Origin of the sequence: Marinobacter sp. DUT-1 (assembly GCF_050379415.1) — a bacterium.
In the GTDB taxonomy this organism is placed as follows: Bacteria; Pseudomonadota; Gammaproteobacteria; order Pseudomonadales; family Oleiphilaceae; genus Marinobacter.
On sequence record NZ_JBNRLS010000003.1, the window covers coordinates 365,002 to 386,493 of the forward strand.

At 59.7% G+C, this 21,492-nt stretch carries 14 protein-coding genes; 3 read left to right on the plus strand and 11 right to left on the minus strand.

Features of this window, described 5'->3' with window-relative positions; all coding sequences use genetic code 11:
* Positions 1-20 precede the first annotated feature (20 nt).
* The 5 genes from ACQUTG_RS11685 to ACQUTG_RS11705 form a co-directional block, all read right to left on the minus strand.
* On the minus strand, positions 21-1,436 hold the full coding sequence (locus ACQUTG_RS11685) for an aldehyde dehydrogenase family protein (protein ID WP_428919563.1): 1,416 nt from the start codon (positions 1,434-1,436) through the stop codon (positions 21-23).
* 10 nt (positions 1,437-1,446) lie between these two features.
* A complete protein-coding gene (locus ACQUTG_RS11690; protein ID WP_428919564.1) occupies positions 1,447-2,553 on the minus strand; it encodes a zinc-binding dehydrogenase in 1,107 nt (368 codons plus the stop codon).
* A gap of 177 nt (positions 2,554-2,730) precedes the next feature.
* Complete coding sequence (locus tag ACQUTG_RS11695; RefSeq protein WP_428919565.1) at positions 2,731-4,533, minus strand: acyl-CoA dehydrogenase; 1,803 nt, start codon at positions 4,531-4,533, stop codon at positions 2,731-2,733.
* Between the two features lie 18 nt (positions 4,534-4,551).
* Complete coding sequence (locus tag ACQUTG_RS11700) at positions 4,552-5,736, minus strand: acetyl-CoA C-acyltransferase (protein WP_428919566.1); 1,185 nt, start codon at positions 5,734-5,736, stop codon at positions 4,552-4,554.
* Positions 5,737-5,926: 190 nt separating this feature from the next.
* Positions 5,927-8,020 (minus strand): 3-hydroxyacyl-CoA dehydrogenase NAD-binding domain-containing protein, encoded by a 2,094-nt coding sequence (locus ACQUTG_RS11705; RefSeq protein WP_428919567.1) that lies wholly within the window; start codon positions 8,018-8,020, stop codon positions 5,927-5,929.
* Between the two features lie 319 nt (positions 8,021-8,339).
* Between ACQUTG_RS11705 and ACQUTG_RS11710 the strand changes: the two genes are divergently transcribed.
* Positions 8,340-9,746 (plus strand): alpha/beta hydrolase, encoded by a 1,407-nt coding sequence (locus ACQUTG_RS11710; RefSeq protein WP_428919568.1) that lies wholly within the window; start codon positions 8,340-8,342, stop codon positions 9,744-9,746.
* 63 nt (positions 9,747-9,809) lie between these two features.
* Here ACQUTG_RS11710 and ACQUTG_RS11715 read toward each other — a convergent pair whose 3' ends face one another.
* Positions 9,810-10,634, minus strand: coding sequence for an IclR family transcriptional regulator (locus ACQUTG_RS11715; protein WP_428919569.1), 825 nt, complete (start codon positions 10,632-10,634; stop codon positions 9,810-9,812).
* A 275-nt stretch (positions 10,635-10,909) separates the two neighbouring features.
* On the opposite strand from ACQUTG_RS11715, the gene ACQUTG_RS11720 reads away from it, so the two are divergent.
* Positions 10,910-11,839, plus strand: coding sequence for a 2-hydroxyacid dehydrogenase (locus ACQUTG_RS11720; RefSeq protein ID WP_428919570.1), 930 nt, complete (start codon positions 10,910-10,912; stop codon positions 11,837-11,839).
* A 19-nt stretch (positions 11,840-11,858) separates the two neighbouring features.
* Here ACQUTG_RS11720 and ACQUTG_RS11725 read toward each other — a convergent pair whose 3' ends face one another.
* Positions 11,859-13,220, minus strand: a complete 1,362-nt coding sequence (locus ACQUTG_RS11725) for a hypothetical protein (RefSeq protein ID WP_428919571.1) — start codon at positions 13,218-13,220, stop codon at positions 11,859-11,861.
* Between the two features lie 171 nt (positions 13,221-13,391).
* On the opposite strand from ACQUTG_RS11725, the gene ACQUTG_RS11730 reads away from it, so the two are divergent.
* Complete coding sequence (locus ACQUTG_RS11730) at positions 13,392-14,561, plus strand: acyl-CoA dehydrogenase (protein ID WP_428919572.1); 1,170 nt, start codon at positions 13,392-13,394, stop codon at positions 14,559-14,561.
* Here the strand turns inward: ACQUTG_RS11730 and ACQUTG_RS11735 are convergent.
* The 4 genes from ACQUTG_RS11735 to ACQUTG_RS11750 form a co-directional block, all read right to left on the minus strand.
* Entirely contained in the window at positions 14,546-14,854 is a 309-nt protein-coding gene (locus ACQUTG_RS11735; RefSeq protein WP_428919573.1) for a DUF6316 family protein, read from the minus strand. The genes ACQUTG_RS11730 and ACQUTG_RS11735 overlap by 16 nt on opposite strands.
* A gap of 72 nt (positions 14,855-14,926) precedes the next feature.
* Positions 14,927-16,288, minus strand: a complete 1,362-nt coding sequence (locus tag ACQUTG_RS11740; RefSeq protein ID WP_428919574.1) for a DUF1329 domain-containing protein — start codon at positions 16,286-16,288, stop codon at positions 14,927-14,929.
* Between the two features lie 29 nt (positions 16,289-16,317).
* A complete protein-coding gene (locus ACQUTG_RS11745; protein ID WP_428919575.1) occupies positions 16,318-18,210 on the minus strand; it encodes a DUF1302 domain-containing protein in 1,893 nt (630 codons plus the stop codon).
* Positions 18,211-18,339: 129 nt separating this feature from the next.
* Positions 18,340-21,330, minus strand: a complete 2,991-nt coding sequence (locus ACQUTG_RS11750; RefSeq protein WP_428919576.1) for a hypothetical protein — start codon at positions 21,328-21,330, stop codon at positions 18,340-18,342.
* Positions 21,331-21,492: the final 162 nt, after the last annotated feature.

Here is a 21,492-nt window from a genome sequence, read left to right on the forward strand (position 1 = left end):
TCAGACCCCGCGGGTGCGCCTTACAACTGCAGCGACCGCACCTCCAGGAACTCCTCCAGACCCCACTTGCCGAATTCCCGGCCGAGGCCGGAATGGCCGAAACCGCCGAAGGGCGCCAGGGCATTGAAGGCACCACCATTGACCGTCACCTGACCGGTGCGCAGCTTGCCCGCTACCCGCTTGGCATGGGCATCATCGGCGGACCAGACGGCGCCGGACAGGCCATAGGGGGTACCATTGGCAATACGGATCGCCTCGGCCTCATCGTTATAGGGAATGATGCTCAGCACCGGCCCGAAGATCTCTTCCTGGGCTATGCGGCTGTCCGGACGGACATTGCCGAATACCGTGGCCTTGACGAAGTAACCCTTGTCGCAGCCTTCCGGCGCTTCCGGACCGCCAGTCACCACGGTGGCGCCTTCCTCGATACCGAGCCTGATGTAATCGATCACCCGGTCACGCTGCTGGGCGGAAGACAGCGGGCCCAGGCGGGTGGTTTCCTCGAGCGGATTGCCCGGGGTCATCTTGGCCACCGCGGCTGCCGCCAGCTCACAGGCCTCATCGTGCTTGTCCGCCGGGACCAGCATGCGGGTCAGGGCGGTGCAGGTCTGGCCGGAATTGAGCAGGCAGTTGTTAACCGTGCCTTTGACCGCGCCGGCGAGGTCGGCATCGGGGAGAATGATCGAGGCTGATTTGCCGCCCATCTCCAGGGCAATACGCTTGAAATCATCGGCCGCAGCGTGGGCAATCAGGTGACCGGTGCGGGTGGAACCGGTGAAGGACACCATGCGCACATCCGGATGCTTGATCAGGGTGTCGCCCACGGTCTGGCCCAGACCACACACCATGTTGAACACGCCCTTGGGCAGATCGGTACCGTCCAGGATTTCCGCCAGGATATAGGCGGTCTGGGGCGCGATTTCCGATGGCTTGAGCACCACGGTACAACCGGCGGCAATGGCCGGGACGATCTTCAGGATCACCTGGTGCAGCGGGTAGTTCCAGGGGGTGATGCAGCCAACCACACCCACCGGGGCGTACTGCACCTCGGAGTTGCCGGACTGCTCTGTAAATTGGAAGTCCGGCAGCAGTTTCAGGTAGGTCTTGGTCACGGCCGCCGGCATGCCGGCCTGGATGGGGGTGGCCAGCTTGATTGGCATGCCCACTTCCCGGCTCACGGTCTCGGCAATCTCCGGCGCCCGTTCCTTCAGCCCCGCGTGCAGCTGTTCCAGCACTTTCAGGCGTTGCTCCAGGGTGCTTTCAGACCAGCTCTCGAAAGCGGCATCCGCTGCGGCGATGGCCTGCTCCATTTCCTCGCGACCGGAGGCGGGTACGCGGGCAATGACGTCACCGGTGCCAGCCTCGTGGACATCGATCAGCTCGCCGCTCCAGTCGACCCACTGACCGTTGATATAGTTCTTGCTCAATTCGTTCATGTTCTCCCCCTTAATCAAATACGATCACGCCACGGGCGTTCTTGCCGGCCACCATATCATCGAAAGCCTGGGCAGCCTCTTCAATGGGGTAGGTCCGGGTAACCAGTTCATCCAACTTGAGTTTACCGGCCTTGTAAAGCCCCAGGATCCTGGGGAAATCATGCTGCGGACGGGCTGAACCCAGCCAGCTGCCTTTCAGGGTTCGCTCATCCGCGGGCAGCGTCAGGGTGGTCAGTGAGGTCTTGTCCTTCGGATCGGCCACCCCCACCACCACGGCGGTGCCGCCACGCCCGAGGCACTTGTAGGCCTGTTCCACCACCGGGCCGGCACCCACGCATTCAAAGGCGTAGTCCACGCCACCGGTCAGTTTCTTCACGGCCTTCGCGGCGTCATCCACCTCGTTAATGTTGACCGTATGGGTCGCTCCGAATTCCCGTGCCATCTCCAGCTTCTTCGGGTTGCTGTCCACCGCCACGATCATCTCGGCACCGGCAGTGGCGCAGCCCTGAATCGCGTTGAGGCCCACACCACCGATTCCGAATACTGCGGCCCGCGAGCCTGGTTCCAGTTTCGCGGTGTTGAACACGGCGCCAACGCCGGTCATTACCGCGCACCCGACCAGGGCGGCGTTCTGCATGGGCACGGTATTATCCACCTTGACGCAGTTATCCACATGCATGGTGGCGTATTCCGCCATCACGCCGCAGGCCCCGAACACGTTCAAGGGTTGGCCATCGGCGCCCCTGGTGCGAACCGTGCCATCCGGAAGGTTGAACATGGCCTTGCGGGCATTCTCACACAACACCGGCCGGCCGCGGACACACTGACGGCACTTGCCGCACATGGAGATGAAGGAGCTGACGACGTGGTCCCCCTCCTGGAATTCGGTCACCCCTTCACCTACTTCCACCACAACGCCCGCAGCCTCGTGCCCGAGGACCAGGGGCGGCGGATAGGGAATCTTGCCGGTGGTGGCGGACAGATCACTGTGGCACACACCACAGGCCGCAATCTTGATGGTGATCTCGCCCCGCCTGGGGCCTTCCACGGTGATGGTCTCGACCTGGACGGGCTGGCCCCATTCCCGGCAGACCACGGCTTTGGCTTTTCTATCCATTTTTGCTCCCCTTTTTGTTTAAGGAGGGGTCAGGTGAAGGCGTTCCTCTGACCCCGGGGTTACTGGAGATGAAGCAGGGGTCAGATGAAAGCGTTCATCTGACCCCGAGTTAACGTCAGTTCCCGGTGGAGAAAGTGGGGTCAGAAGAAAGCTTTCTTCTGACCCCGTCTTGGGGCCCTAGAACGCCTCATCGGCCATGCTCAGTGCAGTCTCGTCGACCGCCTTCAAAAGCTCCGCCGTACTCACTACACCCGGCAATTCATATCGGGCGAAATACTCACAGGCCCTGAGCTTACCCTCGTAGAACGCATGGTCCTGACGATCCGGGTTTTCCAGGCCCTCCACGGCCTTCAGCCCCTGACGCAACCACAGCCAACCCACCACCATTTGCCCGAAGGCATCCAGATACAGGGTGGCGTTGGCCAGGGCTTTTTCCTTGTCTCCAGTGGCCTTGACTGCGTTGATGGCCTCAGTGGCGCCGCCCATCGCCCCTGCTGCTTTCTCGAGGCGGGCCGCGCTGTCAGAAAGCCGCTCGTATTGCCGAGCCTCACCAATGGTAGCCTCAATTCGATCCATCAACTCGCGGTAGAACCGGCCATCGGCCATGGAAACCTTCCGGCCCAGCAGGTCGAGACCCTGGATCCCGTGGGTTCCCTCATGGATCGGGTTCAGCCGGTTATCCCGGTAGAACTGCTCCACCGGATACTCCCGGGTGTAGCCATAGCCGCCATGCACCTGGATGGCCAGGCTGTTGGCCTCCAGGCAATAGCGGGACGGCCAGGACTTGATGACGGGAGTCAGCAGGTCCAGCAAGCCGGCGGCCAGCTCACGCTGCTCCCCGGTTTCCGCAAACTTTTTCTCGTCCACCAGCATTGCACCCTGCAGGCACAGGGCCAGGCCACCTTCCACATAGGCCTTCTGGGCCAACAACATGCGCCGGATATCGGCATGACGGATCAACGGCACCTGCGGGCTTTGCGGGTCTCTCTCGCCAACCGGACGCCCCTGCCGTCGCTCCCGGGCATATTCAAGGGCATGCAGGTAGCCGGTGTAACCCAGCATGACCGAGCCAAGACCCACACCGATCCGGGCCTCATTCATCATGTGAAACATGGCGGTGAGGCCCTGATGGGGCTTGCCGACCAGGTAGCCGACGGCACCGTCCTGCTCGCCGAAGTTGAGCATGGTGGAGGTGGTGCCGCGATAGCCCATCTTGTGAATGAGCCCGGCGAGGGCCACATCGTTGCGCTCGCCCAGGGAGCCATCCTCGTTCACCAGGATTTTTGGCACCAGGAACAGGGAAATGCCCTTCACCCCTGGCGGGGCGTCCGGCAACCGGGCGAGCACCATATGAATGATGTTTTCGCTCAGCTCGTGATCACCGCCGGAGATGTAGATCTTGTTGCCGAATAAACGGTAGCTGTCATCTGCCTGGGGCTCGGCGCGGGTACGGAGATCCCCCAGGGACGAGCCGGCATGGGGCTCGGTGAGACACATGGTGCCGAAGAACCGGCCTGCCAGCATCGGGTCGGCATAACGGGCTTTCTGTTCCTCGGTGCCATGGGCCAGGATCAGGTTGGCGGCGGCGATGGTCAGGCCGGCGTAGCCCTGTGTGCCGACGTTGGCCCCCTTGAGCAGTCCGACACACATCTGGGCTACGGCTGCGGGCAGCTGCATGCCACCCCGCTCGTAATCCTGGCTGGCCGCCATCAGACCGGTGCCCTTGAGCACGTCCAGGGCCTGACGGACTTCCGGCCGCATCGCCACCCGCCCGCTCTCGAAGGTCGGCTCTTCCTCGTCTACCAGTCGGGCATGCGGCGCAAATTCCTCTGCCGCCACCTTCAGGGCCAGATCCAGCGCCGCCTGCAGAGTCTCCCGATTGTGCTCCGAGTACCGTTCAAACCGCAGCACCTGCTCCACGTCATGCAGCTCATAGAGCTGGAACGCCAGATCCCGGGTATTGATGATTTTCTGCTGCATGGCGACGCTCCCCCGGGTTTACACCACTTCGAACAGACCGGCCGCGCCCTGGCCGCCACCGATGCACATGGTGATCACCACGTACTTGGCGCCGCGACGCTTACCTTCGATCAGGGCATGGCCGGTCTGGCGAGAGCCGGTAACGCCGAAGGGATGACCAATGGAGATGGAACCGCCATTCACGTTCAGCTTCTCCATGGGGATTCCCAGACGGTCACGGCAATACACAACCTGGGACGCAAAAGCCTCATTGAGCTCCCAAAGATCAATATCGTCCATTTTCAGGCCAGTACGCTCAAGCAGGCGGGGAATGGCGAAAACCGGACCAATGCCCATCTCATCGGGCTCACAGCCGGCCACTGCGAAACCACGGAAGATCCCCATGGGCTCGATGTTGTGCTTCTCGGCGTAAGTGCTGTTCATGACGGTACACACCGACGCGCCGTCAGATAGCTGGCTGGCGTTACCGGCGGTGATGAACTGGTCCGGGCCACGCACCGGCTCCAGACCTGCCAGGCCTTCGAGGGTGGTGTTCGGGCGGTTGCACTCGTCGCGGTCCAGAGTGACCTGCTTTTCGCTAACCTCGCCGGTTTCCTTGTCCTTGACCAGCATGGTGGTGTCGAAAGGCACGATTTCATCGTCGAATTTACCGGCCTGCTGGGCAGCCGCCGTGCGCTGCTGGGAGATCAGGGAGTATTCGTCCTGGGACTCCCGGCTCACGTTGTAACGCTTTGCCACGATGTCAGCCGTTTCAATCATCGACAGATACAGCTCGGGCTTGTTTTTCATGAGCCAGTCATTGGTGGCATGAAAGCTGTTCACATGTTCGTTTTGAACCAGGGAAATGGACTCGACGCCACCTGCCACCATGGCGGGCACTTTCTCGGACACAACCCTTTGGGCTGCCATGGCGATGGACTGCAGGCCCGAGCTACAGAACCGGTTAATGGTCAGACCGGCGGTGGTGACCGGAAGACCGGCACGAATAGCCGCCAGACGGGCGACATTCCGGCCCTGAGTGCCTTCTGGGTAGGCGACGCCCATGATGACATCTTCAACAATGGCCGGATCAATGCCGGCTCGCTCGACTGCGTGCTTGATGACATGGCCGGCCATATCGACGCTGTGGGTGTTGTTCAGGGAGCCCCGGTAGGACTTGCCAAGGCCGGTACGGGCGGTGGAGACGATGACTGCTTCGGACATGATTCTGCTCCGGTTAAGGTGGGGTCAGAAGAAGGCTACTTCTCACCCCCGAGTTTGGTAAGTAAGAGTGGGGTCGGATGAAAACGTTCATCTGACCCCGTTTTCATGAGACTCCGGGGGAGGGATTTGAAACAGGGGTCAGAAGAACGCTTTCTTCTGACCCCGTCCTGGAGCCCGCCCCGCACTCAAATCAAAGATCGCCGAATTTCTTGCCTTCGCTGACCAGCTTCTCCAGCAACGCCGCCGGCTGCCACTGCTCACCACCGACGGTGTCCTGGTACTTTTTGACAGCTGCCAGGATGTTGTCGAGACCTTCCTGATCGGCCCAGAACATGGGGCCGCCGCGGTAGGCCGGGAAGCCGTAGCCGTAGATCCAGACGATGTCGATATCGATAGGACGGTCGGCAATGCCCTCTTCCAGGATCTTGGCGCCTTCGTTGATCATCACGTACATGCAGCGCTCGAGAATTTCCTGGTCGCTGATCGCGCGCGGGGTAATACCCTGCTCCTTACGGAACTCCTCGATCAGCTGCTCCACCTCAGGATCAGGAATCGGCTTCCGGCTGCCTTCTTCATATTTATAGACGCCCGCCTGGGTCTTCTGGCCAAGACGGCCCTGCTCCGCCAGCTTGTCCATCCAGCTGGCCGGGATATCCTCACCGGCCTTGCGGCGCTCTTCACGGATGCGGTAACCCACGTCGATACCGGCCAGATCCGACATGGCGAACTGGCCCATAGGGAAGCCGAGGTCAGTCAGTACCTTGTCCACCTGCTGCGGAGTGGCGCCTTCGTCCACCAGTGACATGGCCTCGGTGCCGCGCTTGTGCAGCATCCGGTTACCGACAAAGCCGTAGCAGTTGCCGACCATGACGCCCACTTTCTTGATCTTCTTGGCAACCGCCATCACTGTCGCCTTCACCTCATCGGAGGTCTTGCTGCCACGCACGTTCTCAAGCAACTTCATGACGTTGGCAGGGCTGAAGAAGTGCATGCCCACCACGTCTTCCGGACGCTTGGTGGCCGAGGCGATCTCGTCGATGTCCAGGGTGGAGGTGTTGGAGGCGAGGATCGCACCGGGTTTGCAGACCTCATCCAGCTTGGCAAAGATCTCCTTCTTGACGGCCATGTTCTCGAACACCGCCTCGATCACCAGATCGACATCCCGGAAATCGTCGTAAGTCAGGCTCGGGGTGATCAGCGCCATGCGCTGCTCCACCTGTTCCTGGGTAAGCTTGCCTTTCTTCGCGGAGTTCTCGTAGTTGCGGCGGATGATGGCCAGGCCCTTGTCCAGCGCTTCCTGCTTCACCTCAACGATGGTGACAGGAATACCCACGTTGGCGAAGTTCATGGCGATACCGCCACCCATGGTGCCGGCACCGATGATGCCTACACTCTTCACATCACGAACCGGCGTATCTTTGGCCAGACCCTTGACCTTGGAAACCTCGCGCTCACCGAAAAACGAGTGAATCAGACCCGCGCGCTGGGGCGATTCCATGCACTCCATGAACAGTTCCCGCTCGCGCTTCATGCCTTCCTCGAAGGGCAGGTTGAACGCGGCTTCCACGGCATCGACACACTTGAACGGGGAGAACAGACCGCGGGCCCGCTTCTTCAGGCCTTCCCGGAACTGGTCGAAAACATCACTGCCCTTCTCGGCCTCGATCTTGTCGGTGATGTCACGCACCCGGCGCACCGGCTTGCCTTCATCCGCGATCTTTTGAGCAAAGGCCAGACCCACGGCACGGATGTCGTCGCCATCCTCCACGGCATCGACAATACCCAGCTCCAGAGCGTCCCTGGCACCGACGAACTCACCGGTGGTAATCATTTCCAGTGCTTTCTGGGCACCGGTCAGGCGCGGCAGGCGCTGGGTTCCACCCGCTCCCGGCAACAGCCCGAGTTTCACTTCCGGCAGGCCCACTTTGGCGCTGCTCAGGGCCACCCGATAATGACAGCTCAGCGCGGTTTCCAGGCCGCCACCCAGGGCAGTGCCGTGAATCGCAGCAACCAGGGGCTTGTCACTGTTCTCATAGGTATTGACCACCGTCGGCAGGGACGGATCCTGCATCGGCTTGCCGAATTCACGGATATCGGCGCCGGCAATAAATGTACGTCCCTCACATACCAGAAGCAGTACCTTGGCGTCGGCATCCTGTTGGCCCTGCTCAAGCGCCGCAATCAGGCCGGAGCGGACTGAATGGCCGAGAGCATTGACCGGTGGGTAGTTGACGGTGATGACGCCCACATTATCTTTGCGGGAATAAGTTACGACGTCCGACATAAAGCCTCCTCAAATGTACCGGGAAAGGTGGTGGATCCTGCGGCTCAGACCTACTCGGGACCCACAGCGATCAGATGCTATTTTTTTGAAACCTAGTTTTAAGGTGCGAAATTAAACTCAATGTACTACGTCCATTCCAATATTTTCAACCACATTTGCGGGATCGAACCGAACTCACAAATCGAACGTTTTCTTGACATATTAACATTCAGTTGCATTAATTTCTGTCGCTAGCAGCATCTTATTCTGCATAGCAAAACCTAAAACCACAAAAATAGAGCGGACGTAGCGCCGTATCGCTCAACAAAGGACTGAAATAATGCTAATTCTGAAGCACTCAATGAAGGCCACACTCGTGGCATCCTCCCTTGCCTTGGCTGCATGTGGCGGCGACGACAACTCTGCAACTGTCGAACAGACCAACGAACCTGAACGGCTGCAGGACGCGAGAACCTATTCAGTCGATACCACCTCACTGCCATTTACCTCGGAAGAGGGAACTGCCACAGACACATGGTGGGGCGTGATGGATAACGGAGCAGGTTACCGCGTTGAGGTTCCGGACAGCTGGAACGGAGTTCTGGTGATGTACGCCCACGGTTACCGAGGCACTGGTGAGGAGTTGACAGTCAGCAACCCTAGCTTCCGACGCTGGCTCATCGACAACAACTATGCATGGGCCGCGTCCAGCTACAGCAAGAACTACTATGATGTGGAAGCCGGTGTTGAGGATACCAATGAGCTGGCCCTGAAATTCACCGATATTGCAGAAGCCAACGGTCGCCCCCTCATCGCACCTCACCAGATCTTCATTGTTGGTCACTCAATGGGCGGACACATTGCCGCCGCTGCCGTGGAACAGGAAACCCTCTCGTCCGCAAATAGCAAGGTCTACTACGATGGCTCCATGCCAATGTGTGGAGTGGTTGGCGGGACACATGAATTCGATTATCTGCTGGACTTCACGTTTGCAGCCCAGCACGTCGCCGGCCTCGGCCCTGATAGCTACCCCGCTGACTTTGATCAGACTGCCATTGATGCCAAGCTCTGGACAAGCAAACCTTCGTTTAGTGAACAGGGGCAACCCACAGCAGAAGGCATGAAACTGGAGAACATCGTTCGAAACCTGTCCGGAGGCGACCGCCCTCTGTTCGAAGCAGGATTCCGCGGAGGCTACTACAATGTCGTGATGGGCACTGGCGGCCGCGATGGTACTGTTAATGGCATCCTCGCCAAGGATCTGAGCGGCAACATGGACACCTTCTACCAGCTGGATACGGACCCCAATCGCTCGGCGGAGGAGAATGCTTTCAACAATACGATCCTCCGCGTCGAAGGCGACCCCCAGGCCAATGCGCCTCGTTCTGAAGGTCTTCGCTATATTCCTGAGGTAAACGCCCAGTTCTCTGTTCCGGTCATCACACTGCACGGGCTCGGCGACTTGTACGTACCATTTGTGCACGAGCAAATTTACCGGCAACGGGCCATTGCAAACGGTAGTGACCATTTGCTGGTACAGAGAGCAATCCGGGACCCGCTCCATTGCGATTTCACGGACGAAGAAGAGGCAACGGCGTTCTCTGATCTGGTTAACTGGGTGAATACTGGCGTGAAGCCTGAGGGCGACAACGTTCTCGACCCGGAGCAATTATCCAGCGGGGATTATGGGTGCCGTTTCTCCGATCCAACTCGGGCCAACAACCTGATGGACGGCTGTATTCTTTGAGGCAAGCGCATAACAGCGGGCCCTTGGCCCGCTGTTATGCATAGTTACTGACGGATACTCGGCTCAGACGCCCAGTGATTCAATATCACCCGCCAGCATCGCCAACTGGTGGGCAATGGAGCCACGGAGTTTTTCAGCAGATACCAGGTAGGAAGGCGCGGCACAGGTCAGGGCCATAATGGTGCCATCCTGCAGGTGGATGGGAACACCCGCGGAGTTGATGTTGCGGTCCCACTCGCCCAGGGACAGACAGAAGCCGTGCTCATTGTAGTCCTTCATGGCCTGTTCCAGACCTTCTTTCTTTTCCGGCCAGGCATCGCCGTACTTGTCGGCCATGGCCTCGTCGATCATTGTACGGGCCTTGTCGCTGATGGCGCAGTAGTAGGCACGGCCGGCGGAGGTGGTGGCCATGGGCAGCTTCAGGCCGATCTCCATACGCAGCAGGGAGGCCTCCGGCGGCAGCCGGTTTTCAACGTAGATCATGTGCAGGCGGTCCCGGCAGGTCAGGCCCACGGACATGTTCGTCTGGCGGGCAAACTCGTCCATGTACGGCTTGGCCAGCTGGCGCACCTTCAGGTTGGACACGTAGGCATAACCCAGCGCCAGCACTCCGGAGCTGAGTTGATACTTTTCCAGCTGGGTGTTGTAGCTCAGGTAACCGAGTTTCGTAAGCGTGTAGGTCATCCGGGACACGGTCGGTTTGGGCAGGCCGGTGATGCGGGCAATATCCTGATTGCCAAGGATAACCGAACCCTGGCTGAACGCGCGGAGCACATCCAGCCCACGGGACAGGGCCTCGACAAACTTGCGATCCTTTTCCGGCTTGACCGGCTCACCGTCACCAGATGCAACTCTCAGTTCCGGTGAACTCTGTTTTGTTCTTGCCATAATGGGGCGTCCTCCAACCGCGTCGCCTGCTCCGGTGTCCGGGGTATCAATCTGATGAATGACTAAAGATGCGCCATTTTAATCGCTGAGCAAATCAAGTACCAGAAAGTCTTTTCAAAACCCGTGCCAAATATGAAACACTCTCCAGTTATGTTTCAAAACTAAACTCGCAGGGCGATACCAGATACCGCCCTTATCCGATTTATTCGATAACTCATTCTGCATTGCAAAACAAAATAGCAGTCTGAGTAGTCAGTTACGACCCGGGAGGCCAAATGAAGGTTCTATTTGTAGCAGGTGACCCCAAGCCGGAACGCTGGACAGTGCCCATCAAGGAATTGTTGCCCGAGGCGGAGGTTCACGTCTGGGATCCCGACGGTCCGGCTATCGACGCCGACTACGCCATCGTCTGGCAGCCACCGGCGAAACTGTTCGAACGGGAAACGCAGCTCAAGGCGGTGTTCAACCTCGGAGCCGGAATTGACGGGTTGCTGAAGGTACCCAACCTGCCCGAAGACCTGACGGTGGTACGCCTGGAAGACGCCGGCATGTCGGTGCAGATGGCCGAGTACGTACTACACCAGTTGCTGGAAGCGAGCCGCGGGATGGAAACCTACCGGGAACAGCAACGCCAGGGCATCTGGAAGATTCATCGTCCGATCAAACGCAGCGAGTGGCCGGTGGGCGTCATGGGTCTCGGACATATCGGCAAGCGGGTGGCCCGCACCCTGGCAGACCTGGACTACCGGGTGAATGGCTGGGCCCGTGGGGAGCATAACCTCAACGGTGTCAGCACCTATGCCGGTCCGGACCAACTGGGTGAATTCCTGAAAGCCACCCGGGTTCTGGTCAACACCCTGCCTCTGACCGATGAAACCCGGGAACTCATCGACTATGAACTGCTCAGCCAGTTGCAGCCGGGCGCAGTGCTGATCAATGTTGGCCGGGGTGAGCACCTGGTCGAGGAAGACCTGCTAAGAGCCCTGGATGAGGGCAAACTGGTCCGGGCCTCCCTCGATGTGTTCCGTAAGGAGCCGCTTCCTGAAGGGCATCCGTTCTGGCAGCGCAGCGAAATCACCATCACCCCGCACATCTCCGCCAGAACATTGCGGGATGCTACCCTGGAACAGATCACCGGCAAGATCCGGGATCATGCCCAGGGCCGCGCCATTACCGGGATCGTCGATACCGGCCGCGGTTACTGACCTGAGCGGCCGGCACCGATCATGCCACGGTCGGTGCCAGCCAGGCCACCAGGGCCGTCAGTACCAGCAGCAGGGGGACGGCGATCAACACGAACCGCCCGTTCCAGCGAAACGCCACCACCCACCGCGAAACCTGTCCGAACCGGGAAAGCAGCATCACCGAAGGACCGAAGGGCGAGAGCATCATGGCCAGGGAAAAGCCGATCACCAGGGCCACGGCAACCGGCAGCGGATTCATCCCGCCGGCCACCAAGTCCGGCAGCAATCCTGCCTGAACACTCAACACCGTGATCGGAATGACTCCGATCATGGAAAACATGGGCATCATCAGCATACCCACCACCGCCAGCAGGAAAACACCACTCCCGCTCTGAAGCAGGCCGGCGAGCGCATCGGCGGGAATCACGCCTGACAGGGCTACCCCGAGAATGGCTGAGGCAGCAAAAATGGCCATTTCGTTGTTCATGGTCCACACCTGCTCCGCACCCTCCCGCAGTACCGGTACCAACCTCCACTCCTGCCCGAGCATGTAAAGCAGGGTCACGGAAGGCACCGCCAGCATGGCCGCCACCGACACCTTGAGCCCGGTGCTCGCCACCAGAGCCGCCATCACCGCAAAGACCACCAGAATGAGCAGCACTAAACGCCCGGTACCCGCCGGCCAGCTCTCCAGCGCCATCCGTTCGCTGCTGACCTGACGGAACCGGTGCCGCTCCAGCACCCAGCCAACCGACACCAGCAACAGCGCGGCAATCACTCCAAATGGCAACAACAGCGACCAGCTCAGCTGGGGCAACTCCCGGGTAAGGATGGCCACCGCCACGCTGGTCGGCGCCACCAGCGGCACCAGGGCAAAGCCCCTGAGAGCGCTGATCAGAACGCTGCGCAACCACTGCAGGCGCGATTCGCCGGTAATGCCTCGCTCACGCAGGGTCTCCGAGAGAGAGCCGCACAGCAGGTTCATCATCCCGAAACTCAGAACCGAAGCTATGCCACAGCTGACCAGGGCATATTTCGGATACAGCCAGCCTGGCCGGCCACCCAGCAACACATCGTGGATCCGGCGCAACACCTCGAACCGGCGCACCAGGCACTGCATCATCCCCAGGCTCCCAAGGAACGCCGAATAGAACGCCGCATCCGACGCGGCCTTTACCAACTGCCCGGTTCCCAGAGAGCCAAAGGCGGTAAGGCCACCCAGTACCGCAAGGGAGAGCACCAGCAGCATGCGGGCATAGCCCTGCAGACGCCCGGCGCCGATCAGGAAGGCAGCAACAAAGATACCCCCGGCAAACGCGCTCAATTCCCGGTTACCAAGGCAGATAGCGACCAGTTCAGTCAGCACCGCCATCGATACGAGCCATTGCAGAATCGCGTTCATGGCCACCCTGAGTGACGACGTTTGATCACTGCTTGCATTTCCATAATACCCGGATTAATCTTTTGCCATCCATTTACAAAACTTAGTTTCGCTTAACGAAACTATATTAACACACATTGCCGGGAAATCTCATGATCGAGCTTCCCGCTCATTGCCTGCAGGAGAATACGAATGGCTTCCGCACCCTGGAATGACCTGCTGAATTTCGACACACAACTGGACGAGACCGAGCGTCAGGTCCGCGACAGCATCCGCAGCTTCTGTGACCAGCAGCTGATGCCCGGCATCATCGAAGCCAACCGGCATGAGAAATTCGACCGCAACATCTTCAACCAGATGGGCGAACTGGGCATGCTCGGCGCTACCCTGCCGGAGGAGTATGGGGGCCCTGGCCTGAACCACGTCTGCTACGGCCTGATTGCCCGGGAAGTAGAGCGCGTGGATTCCGCCTACCGCTCGGCCCTGAGTGTGCAGTCTTCCCTGGTCATGTACCCGATCTTTTCCTACGGCAAGGAAGCGCTGAAACAACGGGTTCTGCCCAAACTGGCTTCCGGGGAATACGTGGGCTGCTTCGGCCTGACCGAACCCAACCATGGTTCTGATCCCGGCGGCATGGAAACCCGCGCGAAGAAAGTCGACGGCGGCTACCTGTTGAGTGGCGCCAAGACCTGGATCACCAACTCACCCATTGCCGACATCTGCGTGGTCTGGGCCAAGCTGGACGGCAAGGTGAACGGTTTTGTCATCGAACGTGAAGGTGCCAAGGGACTGGACACCCCGAAGATCCAGGGCAAGTTCTCCCTGCGGGCCTCCGACACTGGCTCCATTTTCATGGATGAGGTGTTCGTACCCGAGGAGAACCATCTGGAAGTGGAAGGCCTGAAAGGCCCGCTGAGCTGTCTGAACAAGGCCCGCTTCGGCATCAGCTGGGGCGCCCTGGGTGCGGCGGAATTCTGCTGGCACGCGGCCCGCAACTACACCCTGGAGCGCAAGCAGTTCGGCAAACCCCTGGCCGCCAACCAGCTGATCCAGAAGAAGCTGGTGGATATGCAGACCGAGATCACCATCGGCCTGCAATCCGTACTTCAGCTCGGTCGCATGATGGATGCCGGCATCGCCACTCCGGACGCGGTGTCACTGCTCAAGCGCAACAATTGCGGCAAGGCCCTGGACATTGCCCGGGTATCGCGGGACATGCACGGCGGCAACGGCATTGCTGACGAGTACCACGTGATTCGCCACGTCATGAACCTGGAGGCGGTGAACACCTACGAGGGTACCCACGATGTTCACGCCCTGATTCTTGGCCGCGGCCAGACCGGCATTCAGGCATTCAGCTGAATCGCGGTCTCGACCGGAAGCACTGCCAGCAGGTCCGCGCACAGGTCGCAGGCCGGCTGGCAGCATTTCTGAACCGAGTGCTGCATGAACGCCGCCGCTTCGTTCTGGTCGCAATGACTGAGTCTGCCGGTGCAGATGGCGACATGGCGATATAGCCCCTCCACGGCTTCCAGGCGTGTGTCGTAGGGGCCCCGCTCGGGGATTTCACGGGTTCGGACGAACCACTTGCCCTCCCGGTAAACCAGGCGGTTGTCGATCTCGAGCAATCCTATCTGGGTCAGAACATCAATCATCTGAAGGTCCTCTCGATAAGGCTCCCCCCGCATTGAGCCGGGGAGCCATATCTGCCTGTTTACGAGTCAGAATCAGCGGACGCCCGCGCGCCGAAGCGCTGCCGGTGTGTATTCCCGGGAACTTCGCTCGGTGCCGTACTCATACGGATTTTCCTCTTCATTGGTCAGGCCCATCACCAGATAGCGACCGGACAGCAGGTCATACAGGGTTTCGAAGGCATAAGCCGGGATGTTGGCATCGTAGATCTGCATGGCATGGGCCTCGGCCACCCGCCAGAGGTTGCCCTTGCCGTCATAATGGTCGACGACGGCGATCTGCCAGGTGTCCTCGTCGATGTAGAAATCGCGTTTCTGGTAGATGTGGCGCTCGCCGTCCTTGAGGGTGGCGCGAACGTGCCAGACGCGGTGCAGCTCGTAGCGGGCCAGGTTCTGGTCCACATGCCCCGGTTTGATGATGTCGGTGTAGCTCAGATCGGCACTGGCCATGCGGTAGGAGTTGTAGGGAATATAGAGCTCCTTCTTGCCTACCAGTTCCCAGTTGTACTTGTCCGGTGCGCCGTTATAGAGGTCCAGGTTGTCCGAGGTACGCTGACCATCGGCCGCGGTACCCGGTCCGTCATAGGCCACGTTCGGCGCCCGGCGGACCCGGCGCTGACCGGAGTTGTACAGCCAGGCCCGACGGGGTTCCTTGACCTGGTTGATGGTCTCGTGCACCAGCAGAACGTTACCGGCCAGACGGGACGGCGCCGTGATGGTCTGCTTGAAGTAGAACATCACGTTCGGGTCTTCTGAGGGGTCGTAGTCTTCCAATGCTACCCGCTCGGTGAACGACTCGGTGAACTTCACCGGGCTGAAATCGCCATTGGGCTGTGGCGTCACCTGGGCCACGTTGCGAGTGAAGGAGCCGCCCCTATAACGGGTGATATGGTTGAAGATGGCCTCAAGGCCATTCTGCGGAATCGGGAACGGAATGGCGGTCTGGTAGTTCTGCAGGCCGTTGCCGCTCTCGACCAGCTCAACAGTGGTCGCGTTTTCCTTGCTCTTTTCCTGGATGAATTCCGGGTAGGTCGCGCTGCGCCGGGTCTCGTACACCGGCATAAAGTAGTCGTCATACTTCCGGATCATGGCCACCTGGCCCGGTGTCAGGTTATCGCTGTATTGATCCACGTTGCTCTGATCGATCCGGAACAGTTCCTGGTCACCGGAGAACGGGTCGACATAGCGCCCGTCACCCTTGTAGCCGGCTGGCGCCTCGGCCAGCCCGCCAGTCCAGGCCGGGATCTCGTCGCCATTGCCTCCCTTTTCGGCGCCAATCGGAGTGAGACTGTCGCCGAGTTTGGCGGCCTCCGCGGCCGATACCGCGGCAACCGCGTTGGCGGAGGCCATCAGTGCTGCGGTCATTGCTCCGTAGAGCAGGGTTCTTGTGGTAGTCATGGTGCTCACCTTTACAGTCACGTGTTGGTTCAGAAGGAGTAAGAAATTGAAGCGGCAACGAAATCCCGGTCATTGATCTCGTTGTAATCACCGCCGAAATAGGTGGTGTAACTCAGGGATGCCTTGTAGGAGTTCTGATAGGTGGCATCGACGCCCAGGCCAACGGACTTGTTGCCTTCCTTGAAGTTGCCGCCCGGATCCGGCGCGTAACCCTTCACATCGTGGGTCAGGAACAGCTTCGGACGAAGGTTGACCCCGGCAAAGGCACTCGGATAATCCCAGACAAACAGCGTCCGGTAGCCCCAGGAGAAGCTGGTGGTAAAGCCGTCGCCGCCACAGTTGGTCGGGTTGATGTTCAGACGGGGTACGTCGTCTGTGCCCTGGCTACAGAAATCACCGCTGAAGCTCTCACCATCGAGGGGCACCGGACCGACGCCATAGATACCGGAACGGCCATAGCGGGCTTCGGACTTGCCGGGCAGATCATGGACATAGGTCGCGCCGACCTCACCCACGATGATGAAGCGCGCCGCGCCCATCACCCGGTCGATGAAGTGGATGAAGGTCGCCTGGGCCTGGGAGACGCCAAAGCGGTCATACCCGTCGACAGCCTTACCGGCGTAGTTGTAGCCCTTGTCGATTTCGCGCTGTTCGAGCTTACTGATGACCTGGCCATCCGGACCCCGCTGCTGAATCCCACCGTAAATCAGCTCGAAGGTATTCCACTGGATCGGCATATTGGGACGGTAGCTGTACTCCGCGCCCAACGAGGTACCGGTGGGAAGCGTGGTGTTCACGCTGATACCGTAAAGCTCGATGTCCTGCGGGTACTCGATGAAGTAGCTGGGAAAACGGGCATCCGGCAGGCTCGGATCCCGCATCTGGGTTTCATCGGCATCCGCCGGGTTGTTTACGACCCCGCTGATGTATGGCAACCGACTGTTATAGCGGGTGTAGAAAAGCCCAAGCTCAGCGCCCAGATCGGTGACATACCAGCGGGCCGCCATGCCGTACTGGTCGGTATCGCCCGGTTCCTTGTCGCCAATGCGCGGGGCAATGAAGCCCTCCTCAAAGGCCTGCGAGTCCGGCACCTGACCAGCCAGCAATACCGGGCCACAACCGTCCGCGGCCACGTCCGCTGTGGAGAAGAAAGTGCCGCAGTCGTCGATGCGGAACGGCTCCCACTCGGTCTGTACGAATGCCTCCAGAGTCACCTCCGGGGTGATACCGACTGAGGTATAGAGCATTTCCACTGGCAGGAGGACATCCTTCAACTCAGCGCCCGGCGCCCGGAACGCGGGGACATCAATGGGGTTCACCGCATTGATACCACCGAGAATGAAGGTACTTTCGCCCCAGTTCACCACCTGCCGGCCATAACGGATGGAAACCGGGGTATCGCCGAAATACCAGTCGGTAAACACGTAGGCATCGAGCAGGTCGGCACCGGCGGCATTGTCCAGCGCTTCCTCATTGAGCTCGCGACGCTGGCCAACCGGGTCCACCGCCCGGGGATTATCCTTCAGCTCGTAGTCGTAGTAGTAAGTGCCCCGAACGAGTGCGCCCACCCGGGTCAGGGTATCGCTGTCCGGCGCGTAATCCAGGAACAGCTCCGAGCGGCCGCGCAGGATCTGGGAATACGGTTCGCCCTTTTCGAAGTTGAGGTTGCCGTCGTCAAAGTTGTTCGAAGAGGCACCGGTGTTGCTGAACGCAAACTCCGGTCCCAGGTTGCCCTGGGAGATCAGGTCCTTGTCCTGGTCCTCCAGGCGGTAAGCAATACCCGCGGTCAGGGTGGTGCTGAACGAAGCGTCGATCTCGTAGATGCTGAAGTCGAACGCCGACGCGGTCATGGAAAGTCCGGCAAACTGGATGGCCAGCGCGAGCCTCAGGGGCTTTTTCAAAATCGGTTTTGTTGTTTTCATTGCGTATCACTCCGCAAGTTTCAGGCAAAGCCTCCCCCGTCTGGCGAGGCTAACGCCATGTTTCTATTGATATCCCTGGGAAATTCGGGCACCCCTCCCGAGAAGGGGGTGCCCGTCGGTAGACTCAGGTCACAGTCCGAGACCCCCTCCGAGGAGGCCGCCGTCACCGCCACCGTCGCCGCCGCCATCACCTCCGTCATTGGGGGTGTCGCCGGCATCGGTGTTGCCGCTGCTGTCGGAACAGTCAGTGGTGCTAGTATCGGCGTCTTTGACCACGCAAGGGTTGGTCACCGACACGGTTCCGTCAGTGAACAACTCCAGCATCTGTGCGGTCATCTCGTCGAAGACAGCCCTAGAGGAGAACGGATCAGCACTTTTCTGTCCCGCGGAAATCGGGTTGCCATGAGAGCCTTCCAGGTAGCGGGTGATCAAAGGCAGGCCATCGGTCTGCAGGGGCGTGGACTCCGCACCCATGGCGGCGGCCAGGGGATCGGTTCCCGCCAGCGGCATGTTTTCGCCCTCAATCACGAAGCCGGTCTCGGGAAGCGTTGTGGACAGCGGTCCGAGCGGGTACAGCACGTCGTCGGCCGCATTGGGCACGGTGTTATCGGTCGGGCGGTCGGGGTCATCGGGAACGCCGGCAATCTCAGTCAGCAGGATCGGCGTTTCCTTATAGAGCGGGGCGAAGGCAACCGGGTCCGCGGAATCGAGCAGGCCCTGGAACACGTTGAAATAGATGTTGAGTTCCGTGCGGCCCTGGGTCAACAGACCGTCTGACGCCTCGTCGAGGCCCGGCAGTACCCGCGGAGCCACGGACTGGGAGTTCTCGACCAGCCGTGAGAAGCTGCCACCGGTATTGAACAGGTTGGCGGCCAGGATCGGATTGAGATTACCGTTGCCCGCCTCGATGGCGGCATTGTTTACATGGGGGAATGCTGCCCCGCCCATACCACTGAGCGAATGACTCAGGAAATAGACCCGGTTCGGGTCGAGGTTGAGGCCCTGGGGACAGTCGGCGCAGTCGGCGATGGCATCTTCGATGGCCTGCAAAGAGGCATTCACGTTGAGCAGATCGAGGGCGCCCTGGCGCATGTTGTCCCGGGTATTCGCATAGTTGGCGAAATTCAGGAACAGACTGCCGGATTCCGGTGCCTCCAGCTGGCCGGCAGGCACCGGATTCAGATCTGCATCGGCCGCGAATCCGAAGTGACGCTCGGTGGCATCGGGCGACGCACCGGCTTGCTCGCTGATCGGGTTGAGGCCAACGAAGCCTTCACCAAAGATCCCGTGCAATGGCTGATCAATACCGATGGTCACGAAGCAGTCGTAACTGGTATTCGGATCTGCGCACAGCAGGCCGGCTGCCGTTGCCAAGGGCAGCGTAGCAGAGCGGTCGGTGGTCACCGCATGCTGGTAGATGATGACCGGGTAACCATTTGCGGGAATTCCGCCAGTCAGCGTCAAAAAGGTTGCGTTGTTGGTGTCTGGCGCAGTGACCACGATAGGCACTGTTGTATCCGCGTTCTTGCGAGCGAACGGGAAGCGATAGGTGATCCGGTCCGAGGGGGCACCGTCGAGGCTGTCATCACCGGAAAAATCAGCCGGCAACCAGCTTTCGGAGGTCAACACAGAGCCGTTACCCTCCTCGGGCACAGACTGAAAATACGGCAGAGCAATTTCACCCTCGAAGACATGGACGTTCAGAGGCGTTCCCTGGATTTCCTGGGCCAGCGCCGGATTCACATCACCACCATCACGCTGACTGAACACCCGCACCTCCCGGGGCTTGGGCGTATCAACCAGGACTTCGGCCGCCGAGGCAAGGGCCTGAGCGTCCGGCTCGACATCAGCGCTCATATCCGTGGCCCGGGCTGTCGCTGCCTGCACGGTGTAGGCCAGCTGACGATCGGCCAGGGCATCTGACACCAGGTCCGTATAGAGCACAGTGATGCCGTTATCCCGGGCCTCAGTCAGGAGCGTGGCCAACTCTTCATCGTAGAGACGGAAACCGGAATCGATGAGGGTCTGATAAATCTGGCTATTGAGTGCTTCCTCCTCGGCCGTTGCACCCTCGCCCAACGCCTGATCACTCAGGTTAAAGAAACCATCCACCAGTTTGTTCAGGGCTTGCTGGCGCTCGGCAACTGACAGAACGGACCGGTAATAGGTGATCGGTGCCGCATTGGCGAGCAGAACGTCATCCACTGCGGTCGTAGTGATGGTGGTTGAGTAGGTGACGTCCTCAAAGGTCTGGGCAAAGCCCGACGATGCAGTCACCTCACGCTTGAAGTCGAAATAGTCCGCGGCCAGCTGTCGGGCCGGCAGCATGGCGTCGCGGAACGGCTGGAAGGCCGCATTGGACAGGGTGCGCTCCGGATCGGCAACACTCTGGAAGGTGGGTGAACCAACCAGGGGTTCGCCATCAGCATCAACGATATCATTGGTGAGCACCAATACGTACTGGGTCTTTTCTGCGAGCGGCTCCAGTGGCAGAACCCGCACCAGGTTGTTCTGCCCCCCATCGATGTCCAGCAGTTCCACCCGGAACTTTTCCCGGAGCAAATCGCTGAAGATGGCGTCGGCTTCGGCGGCGTTACCCTGCTCCCGTAGCCTGAGAGCCTGCCGGTAACGGATGGCCGGTGTCAGTCCGGCAGCCTCTACATCCAGCGCCTCGATGGTATCGCCACTGGCGTACTCCACCGGTAAGAAGAACACGTTCTGATCCGGGTTCGGAACCACTTCACCGTCTATTTCGACGAAGTCCCGGGCATCCAGGATCTGCTGGCTATCTAGGCTGGCGCTGATCTTGATATCGACAGGCGCCAGAACCGAGCTGCCGTCCAGGAAACCGATGCCGGTCGTGACGGGATTGGCTGGATCGGTACCATTGAGCATAGTGCCATCGTCCACCTCGCTCAGATAGAACAAGGCATCGCTGGGAATGGGAAATTCGGTTGCCAGCGGATCGAACAGCGGATGAACACCGCGCTCTATCAGATTGCTGGTGATGCTGTAGTCTGGACTGGCGTTTTTGCTGGTCTGGCTGCTGCCTTCAAGACAACCGGTCAATCCCAGTGTCGTAGCTGACAACGCAGCAAGGCATACGGTGCGAATCAACATACTTCGTTACCTCTGGTTTTTTTGTAGTTCGACGGTCCTTCGCCTTTAGTTGCCCTCGACGGAGGTCTAATTGCAAAGGTTCCAAAACCAGATTCGATTTTTTGTCAATTCAGCCAAAAAAAATTACAACTCATTGATTTTGAATGCAAAAATTTATATTCA